The organism is Aminipila luticellarii (assembly GCF_004103735.1).
GTDB lineage: Bacteria > Bacillota > Clostridia > Peptostreptococcales > Anaerovoracaceae > Aminipila > Aminipila luticellarii.
This window is the reverse complement of record NZ_CP035281.1, coordinates 1,417,072-1,430,735: the sequence shown is the minus strand read 5'-3', so window position 1 is coordinate 1,430,735 and position 13,664 is coordinate 1,417,072. Positions and strand designations below refer to the sequence as shown.

The window sequence follows — 13,664 nt, the reverse complement described above, 5'->3', positions numbered from 1 at the left end:
AAGTTTTATGGCATAATTGTTACATAAAGGGGGAAAAAATGAAAAAAAGTACGAAATTTTTAGCTGTTTTTTTGGCCATTTCAGTAATAATCGCAAGCTTTTCAGGTTTTACATATTATGATGGCTTAGGCAATGTTTACTTGGATTCGGAAAAGAAGATTTTTGACGGCGTTACGTATCATGAACAAATCGGAATAAATAGTTCAAACGGACTGGAGCACGCCTTTTTTGTCGAGGCGGATACCGCTTCGGGAACAGTCAAGCCGATGATTTTCAATGGTGAGGTCCGAAGCATGGCAACGGTCGGCACCATGGCAAATTATGCGGAACAGCAGGGGTACAAAGTTCTGGCAGCCGTCAACGGAGATCTCTTTGACACGGCAACGGGCACCCCAAAAGGGCTTGTTATACATAACGGAAATATCGTGACCTCGGGATATGCGCCGGACAGGGTCATTGCCTTTGACAGCACGGGCAGAGCTTCTCTGCAATATGTGAACGTAAGCTATGGGCTAAAAGGGACACTGGCTTACGATGATGCGTCCACCGGCACCGTACAAAAAGTACAGGCACCTTTTTCCGCACAGATAAACTATTATAATGTTCCTCATGGGGCAGCCAAGGGCTTGCATCTGTTCAACAGGCATTATGCTTCCAGCACCAAGACCGCCGGAAGCTGTATCGAAGTGGTTGTAGACTGCGGAAGTCAGGATAATATGCAGCTTCAGATCGGGAAAACCATAAAGGGCACGGTAAAATCTGTAAATGTGGATACACATAACACCCCAATCGGAGAAAATGAAGTGGTCTTATCTACGGTTTCCGGTTCGGCGACTGCTTCTCAGCTGTATTGCATGGTGGTAGGAAGCGAAGTAGAAATCAGCGTGGCGGATAATGCAAACACCGGTCTTGCCAATGCCACGGAAGCCATGGGAATTTACTATTCCCTGGTAGAAAACGGAAATGTCGTGACTTCCGGTACCGGCTTGAATCCGAGAACTGCGGTGGGCATCAAAAGTGACGGAACGGTGATTCTCTACGTAGTGGACGGAAGACAGACCAATTCAAAGGGCCTGAATCTGGTTCAACTGGCAAACCACATGAAATCATTGGGCTGCACCTATGCCTTTAACATGGATGGCGGCGGATCCACGGCTCTGTATTCCAGAATGCCCGGTCTGGAAAATACGGCAGGCCGAAAAAATACGCCGTCAGACGGAGCAGAGAGAAAGGTATCCAATGCACTGCTCTTCGTATATCAGGCAGGCAGCAGTGACAATACCGCTCGAAATCTGAATCTTTATCCTTCGCTGACATTGGCCATGCCGGGAGCTGACGTACAAATAAACAGCTATGCTTCCAACGGTCTGTTTGAAAAAGTATCCCTTCCGGGTGCGGTCAGCTATGAAGTGGAAGGCGGTAATGGCAGTATCACCGGCAATGGATTATATACAGCAGGAGATACGGAAGGAAAGGTAAATATTATCGGAACTGCCGGAGACATATCCGGCACGACTCAGGTGGAAGTAGTAAAAAACAATCTGACGATTCTGCCTTCTGTTTCCGCGTTATATTTGGATGCCGGTCAGAGCTCGGATATTAATCTGTCTGTTAAAAGCGGGCCGATTTCTGTGGTCTCCAGTGATAAGACCTTTACTTGGACCTGTGACCAGAACATCGGTACGATTGATGAAAACGGGCTGTTCAAAGCAGGAAGTAAAAATGCGGAAACCGGAAACATATATGCGGTATATGACGGCTATAAGATTACCATACCGGTTCAGGTAGGAGCTTTGACCGTAGACTTCAAGGATACGGCTAATCACTGGGCTAAAACCTATATCGGTTCTCTTGCGGCAAGAGGTATCGCAAACGGTATGGGCAACAATTTATATCTGCCGGACGCACAGCTGACAAGGGCACAATTCCTTGCATTGCTGGCTAAAACAGTGGATAATGTGGACGTAAGCAAATCAAATCCGGCAGGGTTTACCGATGTGCCGGCCAATGAATGGTATTATGGCTATGTAAATTGGGGATATGAAAACGGTATTGTAAGCGGTATGACAGATACCACCTTCGAACCAAATGCTAATATTACCAGAGAACAGATGGCTATTATGCTCTGCAAATTTGCAACGAGTCAAAATCTGACTTTACCTCAAACCTCAGCCGGCATAAAATTTACGGATCAGTCCGCTATCAGTCCATGGGCGTCTGATTATGTAAGTACGGTTGTTGGTGCAGGAATTATTAACGGTCAGCCGGAAGGTGATTTCCAGCCGCAGGGCTTGGCAACAAGGGCACAGGCAGCTAAAGTGATGTACGTTTATTTGAACGTACGGGATGGCGTGAACAAGTAGTTCCGCAAAATAAAAGTATAAAACAAACACTCCCACGCATAGGTTTAGTGGGGGTGTTTTTTTATGAAAAATAAAAACTGGAGCGTGCTTGGAATCGCCCTGTTCGCTGTTTTGGCAGCAGCTTTTCAGGGGTTTAGCAATTTGGATAAGATTCTGGCAGATCAAACGGCTCAAACCTGGAATACGATTTATGAAAAACAGGAAGGAAACAATGCGGTAGCAACGGCAGCAGACCCAAAAGAATATGAAAGCAGGATCATAAGAAACGGGGCGCAAGGAAACAATCTATGCACCTTTGCCTGCAATGTGGACTGGGGAGAGGATGTCATCCCCGATATGTTAAAGGTATTTAAGGAAAAAGATATTCAGGTGACTTTTTTTGTAACAGGAAGATGGGCAGAAAATCATAAGGATTTATTAAAACAGATGCACGATGCAGGCCATGAAATTCAGAGCCATGGCTACAGTCATGCATTATGCAGCGACATTTCCTCTGAAAAGGTAGAGGAAGAAATCGAAAAGACGGAAACCGCTATTATTGACGCAGTTTGTATAAAGCCGAACTATTTTGCTCCTGCTGCCGGAGATTATGATGCCAGAACGGTGGAAATAGCAGAAAAGCTGGGATATAAAGTCGTTCTCTGGAGTTCGGACACCATTGACTGGCGGGAAGGCTCTTCGGCTCCGGTCATTATACAGAGAATCCTGTCTAAACCTCTTGACGGAGCCATCATATTAATGCATCCAAAGCCGGAAACTTTAAAAGCATTGCCGGAATTAATAGAACAAATCAATGCACAAGGGTATAGAATTGTCCCACTTTACAGAATGCCCGTATAATTGTATAATAAATGAATATGACTATTAACAAATTGAATTATAGAAAGAAAAGCGGTGAGGGTATGATTGAAACAAGAAAATTAGATTGCGGCACGCGCATTGTTATGGAACAAATCCCTTATGTTCAATCTGTTGCAATCGGTATTTGGGTAAAAACCGGTGCGGTTGATGAAATAAAGAATATTTCCGGTATTTCCCACTTTATTGAGCACATGATGTTTAAAGGAACCGAAAAGCGGAGTGCAAAGAAAATAGCGGAGGATGTGGATCGCATAGGCGGACAGATCAACGCATTTACAGGAAGAGAAGCCACCTGTTATTATATGAAAACGTTGAACTCAAATGCAGAACAGGCAGCTGAAATTCTTCTGGATATGTTTTTAAATTCCACCTTTGACAAAACGGAAATGTCCAGAGAAAAACAGGTGATCTACGAAGAAATGAAAATGATTGAGGATACTCCGGACGATTATGCTCATGAAGAAATAAGCGACTTGATTTTTAAAGGGTGTCCCTATGAAAAATCCATCATCGGAACACAATCCTCGTTAAAAAGCATTTCTCAGGCGACCTTAAAGAAGTATATTGAGGATGAATATACCAGAGACAGCCTTGTTATCTCCATAGTCGGAAATGTGGATATGGATTCGCTGTGCAGAATTTTTGACGGAAAGTTAAGCCAGTTAAAAGCTGAAAAGCTGGCTAAAAAGTTTTATAATGAAGAGTATGAACCTCATTTTAAAGTAAAGGTGAAGGATATAGAGCAATCTCATCTTTGCATGGGAACAAGAGGAATTTCACTGGAAGATGACCGATATTATGCGCTGTCTCTTTTAAATAATATTATGGGCGGCAGCATGAGCTCCAGACTTTTTCAAAATATAAGAGAACAAAAAGGACTGGCTTATTCCGTATATTCTCATGCCAGCTCCTTCGCAAATGCGGGATATTACAATATTTATGCGGGGGTAAGCCACGATAAGATTTCCGATGCTATTCACGGCATTAAGGAAGAACTGGAGTCTCTGAAAAAAGACGGCATTACAGAGGATGAACTGCATGTGGCAAAAGAGCAGCTAAAGGCAAGCTATATCTTTGGACAGGAAAATGTAAACGGCAGAATGTTCTCTAATGGGAAAAATACGATTTTATTAAACAGGATTTATACGCCGGAAGAGGTCATCGGTGAAATTGATGCCGTTACTATGGAGGACATCCGAAAAGCTTCCGCACTGATTGACGATATTGAACAATATTCGGCAGTGATCGTTACCAATAAAAAGTGTGATCTGAAAAAAATAGTACGGTCTTAAACAAGAGGAAGAGGTAGGATTTATGCCGGAGAAATCAATAGTAATTAATATGTGAAATGAAGAGAAGTCCAGAAATAAATTCAGGGCTTCTTGTTTTAATTGAAAAGCTATTTACAGAATAATGGATTAAAACAATTTGGGAGAGATAAGATGATTATTAATATTAAAAAATTGACCGATACAGCGACTATACCAACAAGGGGCAGTTCCTATGCGGCGGGATATGATTTATATGCTGATTTACAAGAATCTGTAGAATTAAATGCTCATGAAACAAAAGTCATTCCGACCGGTATTGCAGTTGAAATACCAGCTGGCTATTTTGGCGGGGTATTTGCCAGAAGCGGTTTGTCTTTAAAAGAAATGCTTAGGCCAGGAAATTGTACAGGAGTAATTGATGAGGATTATACAGGAGAAATTGGCTGTATCATGCATAATGACAGCGAGGAAAAACGCATCATTACACCACAGGAAAGAATTGCACAATTGGTTATTATTCCATATCTGTCAGTTGAATTTAATGAAGTAGACGAACTCAATCAGACAGAACGAGGCACAGATGGATTTGGTTCGACCGATGCTTGCCGATAGTTACGATAGGACTTTTCAATAGAGCAATAAACTATTTAAGTATTGTGAGCATTATGTTATAATTTGAAGTATCGTAAATGAATTCATTTTATTGCAGTAGTACGGGTGGATTCGAAAGCAGCGATTAGTAGGAGGACTTATGAGGATTGCATTGATTTCTTTTACGTTAAAGGGCGGCAATACCTGTAAATCTATAGCGGATAAGCTGTCTCTCCGGGGAGAGATGTGTCTGGCGTATGGAATGAAAGATACCGCTTCGGATATTGGCTTGATTCCCATGGAAAAAAGCCTTAGCAAGTGGACAAAAGAAGCGTTTGACAACAATGACGCGATTGTCTTTATAGGGGCTACGGGAATAGCTGTCCGAGCCGTCGCACCGTATCTGAAAAGCAAGGATCAGGATCCTGCCATTGTAGCCGTTGATGAAAGGGGACAGTATGTCATATCTCTTTTATCCGGACATCTTGGAGGAGCCAATAAATTGGCTTCCCGTATAGCAGAGGACATAGATGGTATACCGGTCATAACCACGGCAACCGACATCAACAAACGGTTTGCGGTGGACGTGTGGGCAAAGAGCCAGAATCTGAGTATTGTCAACTTAAAAGCGGCAAAACAGATTTCCGCAGACATTTTAAAGGGAAAAACCGTTTATTTATATTATGGCGGCCGGATAGAAGGAGAAGTTCCTGAAGGAATTCAGCCGGTGGATGCAGTGACCTTAAAAGAGAAAATTCACGAAGGAAACGCCTGCATTATCATCACAGAGAAGGTCTTAAATTCTTTGAAGGGCGGGGATAAGACCGTACTCCAGTTGGTACCTAAAAACATTTCTGTGGGAATGGGCTGTAAAAAGGATATTTCATATAAATCGGTTCTTGAACTGTTTGAAAAAGCAGTTTCAGAAGCACATATAAGAACCGAAGCGATTCAGGGTATCGCCTCGATCGATTTGAAAAAATCAGAAAAGGCGTTGCTTAAGCTTGGAGAAAAATTTGACATTCCGTTTAGAACCTTTACAGGGGAGGAATTGATGAATATAGAGGGAGATTTTACGCCCTCCGCTTTTGTAAGGAGCATCACAGGACTGGAAAATGTTTGCGAGAGGGCGGCTGTCGCTTCAAATGAAGGCAGTACTCTATTTTTAAGAAAACAATCGCTGAATGGTGTAACCATCGCCATGGCGAAGAGTGATACAGCATTAAGCTTTGCGGAGAAGGATGAATGAGAAAGATTTATATAGTAGGAATAGGTATGGGCAATCCCGATACGCTTACGGTGAAAGGGAGAAATGTCATTGCCGCCAGTCCGGTCTTAATCGGAGCCAGAAGAATGGTGGACAGCTTAAAAGGTGCAGATCAGCAAACGGTATATGCCATCACACCGCAGGATATTCTGAGCTGGCTGGAGGAGCATGAGAACATTCAGCAAGCTTCTGTTTTAATGTCCGGAGACTTGGGTTTTTTCAGCGGAGCAAGGAAGCTTCGGGATTTAATCCGGGACAAATATGCTTCCATATTTGGAAATGAACGGATAAGATTTGAATATGTACCGGGAATCAGCTCCCTTTCTTATTTTTCCTGTGCCATAGGAATAGCTTGGGAGGATGCAGAGATCGTCAGCCTGCACGGCCGAAAGGACAAGGATGTGCCGGCTGTTTTAAACCATGGGAAAACCTTTTTCCTGACGGACGGAGCTGACAATACCGTAAAAAAGATCTGCGGCAGGCTGGTGGAAGCCGGACTGGGAGCGGTTTCTGTGTTCGTAGGGGAAAAGCTCTCCTATGAAGATGAAAGAATTACTGCGGGGACGGCGTCGGAGCTTTATGAGAAAGATTTTGAACCTTTAAGTGTCATGATGATTTTGAACGATCCGCTTCCATATCGGGAGAAGGACACGCTGGGAATTCCGGATGAAGCGTTTATCCGGGGAAGTGTTCCTATGACCAAGGAAGAAGTGCGCACTGTCACGGTTTCGAAATTAAGCCTAAAAAAAGGGGATGTGGTGTATGACATCGGTGCGGGAACGGGTTCCGTATCTGTAGAAATGGCCTTAGCCTGCCCTTATGGAGAGGTCTATGCGGTTGAAATAAACTCAGAGGGCATTGATTTGATCCAGAAAAATAAAGAGCGATTCGGCGTAAAAAATTTACATATAATTGAGGGCATGGCACCGGAAATTCTGGAAAGTCTGCCCATACCGGATAAAGCCTTTATAGGCGGTTCAAAAGGAAACTTGCAGGAAATTGTTCAAAAACTTCTTACCAAAAATCCGGACATTCGAATGGTAATGAATGCCGTATCTCTTGAAGCATTAGGAGAAATTACTTCTTGCATGAAAAGGTATGGATTCCGAGAAACGGACGTGACCCAGCTCAACGTTTCCAAAGCGAAGGCTTTGGGAGACTATCATCTGATGATGGGTCAAAATCCGATATATATTATAACTGTACAGGGAACGTCACAGGTGGTTTAAATGGAAACAAAAAATTTACCGAGAATCTTAATCGGAGCACCGAGCAGCGGCAGCGGTAAAACTACGGTGGTCTGCGCTATTCTTCAGGCGCTTATCAACAGGGGCTGTCCGATTGCGTCCTTTAAATGCGGTCCGGATTATATTGATCCCATGTTTCATAAAGAGGCATTAGGCCTGGCATCCAGAAATTTGGACTTATTTTTTAATGATGCGGATACGATTCAATACCTTCTCGCCAAAAATTCTCGACATGCGGACATAGCTATTATAGAGGGTGTCATGGGATATTATGACGGTATAACGGGAAAGTCTTATGAAGCCAGTTCCTATGATCTGGCCAGAAAAACAAAGACCCCCTCTGTTTTAATCATAGACTGCAAGGCAAAGGCTGTCTCCATATTGGCTGAAATTAAAGGCTTTAAAGAATTGGAGAGCGACAGCAACATAAAAGGTGTGATTTTAAATCGAATTTCGCCCCAGATTTATGAGGAAATCAAACCCCTTATTGAAGAAAAGTTAGGGATAACTGTTTTAGGATATATGCCCTTCTTGAAAGAATGCTCGCTGGAAAGCAGGCATTTAGGACTGGTGACAGCTCAGGAAGTAGGCAACTTGAAGAAAATTTTGGATAGATTAGCAGCTCAGGCGGCTGAGTCCATCGATCTGGATAAACTGGTAAAGCTGGCACAGACCGCACCGGAAATAGGTTTTACGAAGCCGGAAATCGTCTGCGGCAAAAAAGTACGAATTGGTGTGGCAAAGGATAAGGCATTTTGCTTCTATTATCAGGATAATTTGGATCTTCTTACGGAACTTGGAGCAGATCTCTGCTATTTTAGTCCCTTAGAGGATCAAAAGCTGCCGGAGGACTTGCAGGGCTTGTATTTTGGAGGCGGTTATCCCGAACTGTATCTGAAAGAACTGGAAGCAAACCGCTCCATGAGACAGAGCATTAAAAAAGCTTTAGAAGAGAATGTACCATGCCTGGCAGAATGCGGCGGATTTATGTATCTTCACGAAACGGTGCAGGACAAGCTGGGGCATTCTTATAAAATGGTAGGTGCTGTCCGGGGAGAATGTACGTATGCAGGTAAACTGGTACGGTTCGGATATATTGATATGCGGGCGGAGAAGGCAAATCTTCTCTGCACAGAAGGCATGCATATCAAGGGCCATGAATTTCATTACTGGGACAGTAATAATTCAGGAGAATGCTTTCATGCCCAAAAACCCTACCGGTCAAAAAGTTGGAAATGCGTGATTGGAAATGAACAGTTGTATGCGGGGTATCCTCATATACATTTCTATTCAAACATCAAAGCGGCGGAAAGGTTTGTAAATATATGCGGTCAGAAAAAAACAGGGAATTGAACCCAAGGGAAGGCCAGCTGCGCAGAGGCTACACTACCGGAACCTGTGCGGCAGCGGCGGCAAAGGCTGCTGCCATGCTTGCCTTGGGAGAAGAAATAAAAGAAATAGTCGTAGACACTCCAAAGGGGATTCCTTTGGTTTTAGATCTGCTGGATTGCCGGACAAGCCCCAAAAGGGCTTCCTGTGCCGTTCAAAAAGACAGCGGGGATGACCCGGACATTACAAATGGGATTCTCGTTTATGCGGAAGTGGAGCTGATGGAGAGCGAATGTGCTGAAATCCTGCTGGAGGGCGGGAAAGGAGTCGGCAGAGTGACTCTGCCCGGACTGGCGTGTCCGGTGGGTCAGGCAGCAATTAATCCGGTTCCCCAAAAAATGATACGACAGATGGTGTCGCAGGCTTTTGCAAAGCTTGGATATGAGGGCGGTGCCAGGGTAACAATTTCCATACCGGAAGGAGAGAACTTGGCAAAGCGGACGTATAATCCCAGACTGGGCATAGAGGGCGGACTGTCGGTGCTTGGAACCAGCGGAATCGTGGAACCCATGAGCGAGCAGGCTCTGATCGATACCATTAAAGTAGAGATGGATGTCAGAAAAGCTCTGGGGGCAGAATATCTGGTCCTTACTCCGGGAAACTACGGAGAAACCTTTTTAAAAGAACATTTTGCGGATAAAGATTTTTATTCTGTGAAATGCAGTAATTTTATCGGAGAAAGCTTAGATTATGCGGAAGGGCAGGACTTTAAAGGAATCTTATTTGTCGGACACATCGGAAAGCTGGTCAAGGTAGCCGGCGGAATCATGAATACCCATTCCAAGTATGCGGATGCCCGAATGGAGATTTTATCCGCCCATGCAGCTAGATTCGGAGCAGAACCGGAGCTGATAGAAGCCCTTTTAAATTCGGTAACGACGGATAATGCGTATGAAGTGCTGGAGACTTACAGTACGGAATTAAAGGAGCAGGTGATAAAATCTCTGATGGATAAAATAGAATTCCATTTAAAGAGCAGAACACATCAACACATGGAAATCGGAGCAATCATGTTTTCCAATAAGCATGGGTATCTTGGAAAAACTTCGGAAGTCGATCATATCCTGGAGAAACTTTAAAAGATACAGGTCAGATTAATAAATATAGAAAGGTATTGTTTGAAATGATTAATTTTGTTGGAGCAGGTCCGGGAGCACCTGATTTGATTACGGTTAGAGGACAGAAATTGCTGCAGGAGGCAGATGTCATTATTTATGCAGGCTCGCTGGTCAATCCGGAGCTGCTGAAGCTTGCCAGACCGGAATGCGATATTTATAACAGTGCAGGCATGACGCTGGAAGAAGTGATTGCCGTGATGGAAAAAGCAGAGGCTGACGGAAAGATGACCGTCCGGTTACATACGGGAGATCCGAGCTTGTATGGCGCTATTCGAGAGCAGATGGATTTGTTGGAACCAAAGAATATTTCCTTTCAGGTGACGCCGGGCGTGAGTTCTTTCTGCGGTGTTGCAGCTGCGTTAAATGCAGAATACACTTTGCCGAATGTATCCCAGTCTGTGATCATTACGAGAATGGAGGGCCGTACTCCGGTTCCGGAAAAAGAAGAAATGTCTCTGATGGCTTCTCACGGAGCCACCATGGCCATATTTTTATCCACCGGACTGTTAGAACCTTTAAAAGAAAAGCTGCTGGCCGGAGGCTATACGGAGGAAACCCCTGCCGCTATCGTCTATAAGGCGACCTGGCCGGAAGAACGGGTATTTCGATGTACCGTAGGAACCCTGCCGGAGACAGCAAGAGAGAACAACATTACCAAGACTGCTATGATTGTGGTCGGCGGATTCCTTGGAAACAGCTATGAACGTTCAAAGCTTTATGATCCGGGCTTTACACATGAATTCAGGGAGGCGTCTAAGTAATGAAAAAAATATTTGTGGTAGGATTAGGACCGGGCAATCTCAGCCAGATGACGAACCGGGCTCTCGAAGCGTTGGAAAAAAGTGATGTAATTGCAGGATATACGGTTTATATTGACTTAATAAAAGACCGTTTCAAGGGAACTCAAATGATTTCCACCGCTATGAAAAAAGAAGCAGATCGATGCAATCTGGCGGTGGATGAGGCAGTGAAAGGAAAAACAGTGTCCATGGTGTGCAGCGGAGATGCCGGAGTCTATGGCATGGCGGGACTTATGTACGAGATTGTTCATGCTAGAGGGCTGGATGAAGACGTGGAAATAGAAGTCATACCGGGTATTACAGCGGCATGCAGCGGAGCTGCCGTTTTGGGAGCACCCTTAATTCATGACTTTACGGTTATCAGTTTAAGCGATCTGCTTACCCCTTGGGAGCTGATTGAGAAAAGACTGGAATGTGCGGCTGTAGGTGATTTTTCCATCTGCCTGTATAACCCGTCCAGTATAAAACGGTATGATTATTTACAAAAAGCCTGTGATATTCTTTTAAAGCACAGAGAACCTGAAAATGTGGCAGGCTATGTTCAGAATATCGGAAGAGAAGGAGAAACGGGGATTATAACCGATCTGAAAACCTTGAGGGATACAAAGGTAGACATGTTTACTACCGTATTTATCGGAAATTCCAAGACGAAAAACATAAATGGGAAAATGGTCACTCCCAGAGGATATAAGGAAGTTGAGGGCAGTAAATGAATCCTATTTTAATTGCTGTTCTGCCTTTATTTCTTGGATTTATTTTAGACCTGTTGATAGGCGATCCGCATAACTGGCCCCATCCAATCCGGCTTATAGGAAATACTATTGATAAATTTGAACAATTTTTCAGGCACTTTTCATCTAAAACCAGGGGCGGAGAGTTCCGTGCAGGAATGCTGATGGCGTTCTGTATTCTGGTGCTGTCCTTTTTTGTTCCGGCTGTTCTTTTAGGTATAGCCTACAAGATTCATTGGATAGCGGGTGTTGTGATCGAAACGGTCATGTGCTATCAGATTTTAGCGGTCAAGGCTCTTAAAACGGAAAGCATGAACGTGTATAAAGAGCTGGAGAAGAATGACCTGGAAGGAGCGAGACAGAAGGTATCCATGATTGTTGGAAGAGATACAGAAAATCTGACAGAGGAAGGCATTATTAAAGCCGCCGTAGAAACCGTGGCGGAAAATACGTCTGACGGAACGGTGGCACCGATGATCTTTATGGCGATCGGGGGAGCGCCGCTGGGATTTTTGTATAAGGCTGTTAATACGATGGATTCCATGATCGGGTATAAAAATGATAAATATCTGTATTTTGGCAGATTTGCCGCCAAGCTGGATGATGTACTGAACTTTATACCGGCCAGATTATCCGGTATGTTTATGATCATAGCAGCTTTGTTCTGCGGTCTGGATTTTAAAAATGCTGCCAGAATTTACAGAAGGGACAGATTGAATCATGCAAGCCCTAACAGTGCCCATACGGAGGCTGTGTGCGCGGGGGCGTTACGGATTCAGCTGGCGGGAAACGCGTATTATTTCGGTAAGCTTTATGAAAAAAAGACGATAGGAGATGATACGAGACCTGTCAACAAAGAAGATATTATTCTCTCAAACAGGCTGCTTTACGGAACAGCTTGGATTGCATTGATAGTTTGTATGTTAGGAATGGTAGTGGTTCGATGGTTAATTTAGTTCACGGTGGAGATATATACAGTGTAAAAGAAAAAGGAATGGAAGACATTTTGGACTTCTCGGCGAACATTAATCCGAAGGGTCTTCCGGAGAAGGTAAAAAAGGCGATTATAGACGGTCTGGATTCCTGTGTACATTATCCGGATCCGCTTTGCAGACGGCTGATTGCCGCCATTTCAGAATTTGAAGGGGTGGATAAGGAATGTATTTTATGCGGAAATGGTGCGGCGGATATTGTTTTCCGGCTTGCACTGGCTCTAAAGCCTAAAAAGGCTTTGGTGCTGGCACCTACTTTTGCAGAATATGAAACTGCGCTAAACACGGTGGACTGTCACACGAAGCATTATGAGCTGTCTGCAGAACAAGATTTTGCATTGAATGAGGACTATTTAAATGCACTGGATTCGTCTTATGATGTTGTTTTTTTATGTAATCCCAATAATCCAACAGGACAACTGATGACGAAAGAGCTTTTGGAAAAAATACTTCTTAAATGTACGGAACACCATATTATGATGGTTCTCGACGAATGCTTTATTGAATTTGTGGAGGCGTATGAAAAATACACCATGAAATCCCATGTGGAGTCTTGTGAAAACTTATTTATTCTAAAAGCGTTTACCAAAAGCTATGCGATGCCGGGACTGAGGTTGGGATATGGATTATCCGGCAATAAAGAGCTGCTAAAGAAGATCACCGATATGGGGCAGCCCTGGTCCGTTTCTGTGCCGGCACAGCTCGCCGGAGTTCAGGCATTAAAAGAAACAGAATATCTGGAAGAATCCATGAGGGAAATCCGGGAAGAAAAGACTTATTTAGTATCAGAACTTGATAAGTTAGGAATAAAATTTTATAACCCTTCTGCAAATTATATTTTTTTAAAGATTGAGAACAACGGCCGGTATGACCCATCCGATTTCAAGGAAAAGCTTTTAGAAAAGGGAATTATTATAAGAGATTGCAGTAATTACGTGGGATTGGAAAAAGGATATTACCGGATTGCGGTCAAATCACACCGTGCAAATGAGCGGCTGATAAATGTGTTAAAATCAATATAGGGAAGATGGAGG

General features: G+C 43.7%; 12 protein-coding genes. All 12 read left to right on the top strand.

The window, feature by feature from the left end; all coding sequences use genetic code 11:
• Positions 1 to 38: 38 nt before the first annotated feature.
• The 12 genes from EQM06_RS06540 to cobD all read left to right on the top strand — a co-directional run bounded on the left by EQM06_RS06540 (position 39) and on the right by cobD (position 13,652).
• On the top strand, positions 39 to 2,363 hold the full coding sequence (locus tag EQM06_RS06540; protein WP_128745569.1) for an S-layer homology domain-containing protein: 2,325 nt from the start codon (positions 39 to 41) through the stop codon (positions 2,361 to 2,363).
• Between the two features lie 63 nt (positions 2,364 to 2,426).
• Positions 2,427 to 3,203 (top strand): polysaccharide deacetylase family protein, encoded by a 777-nt coding sequence (locus EQM06_RS06535; protein ID WP_128745568.1) that lies wholly within the window; start codon positions 2,427 to 2,429, stop codon positions 3,201 to 3,203.
• A 62-nt stretch (positions 3,204 to 3,265) separates the two neighbouring features.
• Complete coding sequence (locus EQM06_RS06530) at positions 3,266 to 4,516, top strand: M16 family metallopeptidase (RefSeq protein WP_164914375.1); 1,251 nt, start codon at positions 3,266 to 3,268, stop codon at positions 4,514 to 4,516.
• A 150-nt stretch (positions 4,517 to 4,666) separates the two neighbouring features.
• A complete protein-coding gene (dut, locus tag EQM06_RS06525) occupies positions 4,667 to 5,107 on the top strand; it encodes a dUTP diphosphatase (protein WP_128745566.1) in 441 nt (146 codons plus the stop codon).
• Between the two features lie 139 nt (positions 5,108 to 5,246).
• On the top strand, positions 5,247 to 6,335 hold the full coding sequence (locus tag EQM06_RS06520) for a cobalt-precorrin 5A hydrolase (RefSeq protein ID WP_128745565.1): 1,089 nt from the start codon (positions 5,247 to 5,249) through the stop codon (positions 6,333 to 6,335).
• Positions 6,332 to 7,582, top strand: a complete 1,251-nt coding sequence (gene cbiE, locus EQM06_RS06515; RefSeq protein WP_128745564.1) for a precorrin-6y C5,15-methyltransferase (decarboxylating) subunit CbiE — start codon at positions 6,332 to 6,334, stop codon at positions 7,580 to 7,582. Before EQM06_RS06520 ends, cbiE begins: the two co-directional genes overlap by 4 nt.
• Positions 7,583 to 8,953: a cobyrinate a,c-diamide synthase gene (locus tag EQM06_RS06510; RefSeq protein WP_128745563.1), complete on the top strand. Its 1,371-nt coding sequence runs from the start codon at positions 7,583 to 7,585 to the stop codon at positions 8,951 to 8,953.
• Entirely contained in the window at positions 8,926 to 10,068 is a 1,143-nt protein-coding gene (gene cbiD, locus EQM06_RS06505) for a cobalt-precorrin-5B (C(1))-methyltransferase CbiD (RefSeq protein ID WP_128745562.1), read from the top strand. Before EQM06_RS06510 ends, cbiD begins: the two co-directional genes overlap by 28 nt.
• A gap of 44 nt (positions 10,069 to 10,112) precedes the next feature.
• Positions 10,113 to 10,868, top strand: a complete 756-nt coding sequence (gene cobM, locus EQM06_RS06500) for a precorrin-4 C(11)-methyltransferase (protein WP_128745561.1) — start codon at positions 10,113 to 10,115, stop codon at positions 10,866 to 10,868.
• Positions 10,868 to 11,620, top strand: a complete 753-nt coding sequence (gene cobJ, locus EQM06_RS06495; RefSeq protein WP_128745560.1) for a precorrin-3B C(17)-methyltransferase — start codon at positions 10,868 to 10,870, stop codon at positions 11,618 to 11,620. Before cobM ends, cobJ begins: the two co-directional genes overlap by 1 nt.
• On the top strand, positions 11,617 to 12,594 hold the full coding sequence (gene cbiB / locus EQM06_RS06490) for an adenosylcobinamide-phosphate synthase CbiB (RefSeq protein WP_128745559.1): 978 nt from the start codon (positions 11,617 to 11,619) through the stop codon (positions 12,592 to 12,594). The genes cobJ and cbiB overlap by 4 nt, the downstream gene beginning before the upstream one ends.
• Positions 12,582 to 13,652 carry a threonine-phosphate decarboxylase CobD gene (cobD, locus tag EQM06_RS06485; protein WP_128745558.1) on the top strand — a complete coding sequence of 357 codons (1,071 nt, stop codon included), beginning with the start codon at positions 12,582 to 12,584 and terminating at the stop codon, positions 13,650 to 13,652. Before cbiB ends, cobD begins: the two co-directional genes overlap by 13 nt.
• Positions 13,653 to 13,664: the final 12 nt, after the last annotated feature.

Excerpts from the sequence above, each read along its gene's own strand:
- EQM06_RS06530 (WP_164914375.1), top strand. The coding sequence starts at position 3,266 with ATGATTGAAACAAGAAAATTAGATTGCGGCACGCGCATTGTTATGGAA.
- cbiE (WP_128745564.1), top strand. The coding sequence starts at position 6,332 with ATGAGAAAGATTTATATAGTAGGAATAGGTATGGGCAATCCCGATACG.
- cobJ (WP_128745560.1), top strand. The coding sequence starts at position 10,868 with ATGAAAAAAATATTTGTGGTAGGATTAGGACCGGGCAATCTCAGCCAG.
- EQM06_RS06535 (WP_128745568.1), top strand. The coding sequence starts at position 2,427 with ATGAAAAATAAAAACTGGAGCGTGCTTGGAATCGCCCTGTTCGCTGTT.
- cbiB (WP_128745559.1), top strand. The coding sequence starts at position 11,617 with ATGAATCCTATTTTAATTGCTGTTCTGCCTTTATTTCTTGGATTTATT.
- EQM06_RS06540 (WP_128745569.1), top strand. The coding sequence starts at position 39 with ATGAAAAAAAGTACGAAATTTTTAGCTGTTTTTTTGGCCATTTCAGTA.
- cobD (WP_128745558.1), top strand. The coding sequence starts at position 12,582 with ATGGTTAATTTAGTTCACGGTGGAGATATATACAGTGTAAAAGAAAAA.
- EQM06_RS06520 (WP_128745565.1), top strand. The coding sequence starts at position 5,247 with ATGAGGATTGCATTGATTTCTTTTACGTTAAAGGGCGGCAATACCTGT.
- EQM06_RS06510 (WP_128745563.1), top strand. The coding sequence starts at position 7,583 with ATGGAAACAAAAAATTTACCGAGAATCTTAATCGGAGCACCGAGCAGC.
- cobM (WP_128745561.1), top strand. The coding sequence starts at position 10,113 with ATGATTAATTTTGTTGGAGCAGGTCCGGGAGCACCTGATTTGATTACG.
- dut (WP_128745566.1), top strand. The coding sequence starts at position 4,667 with ATGATTATTAATATTAAAAAATTGACCGATACAGCGACTATACCAACA.
- cbiD (WP_128745562.1), top strand. The coding sequence starts at position 8,926 with ATGCGGTCAGAAAAAAACAGGGAATTGAACCCAAGGGAAGGCCAGCTG.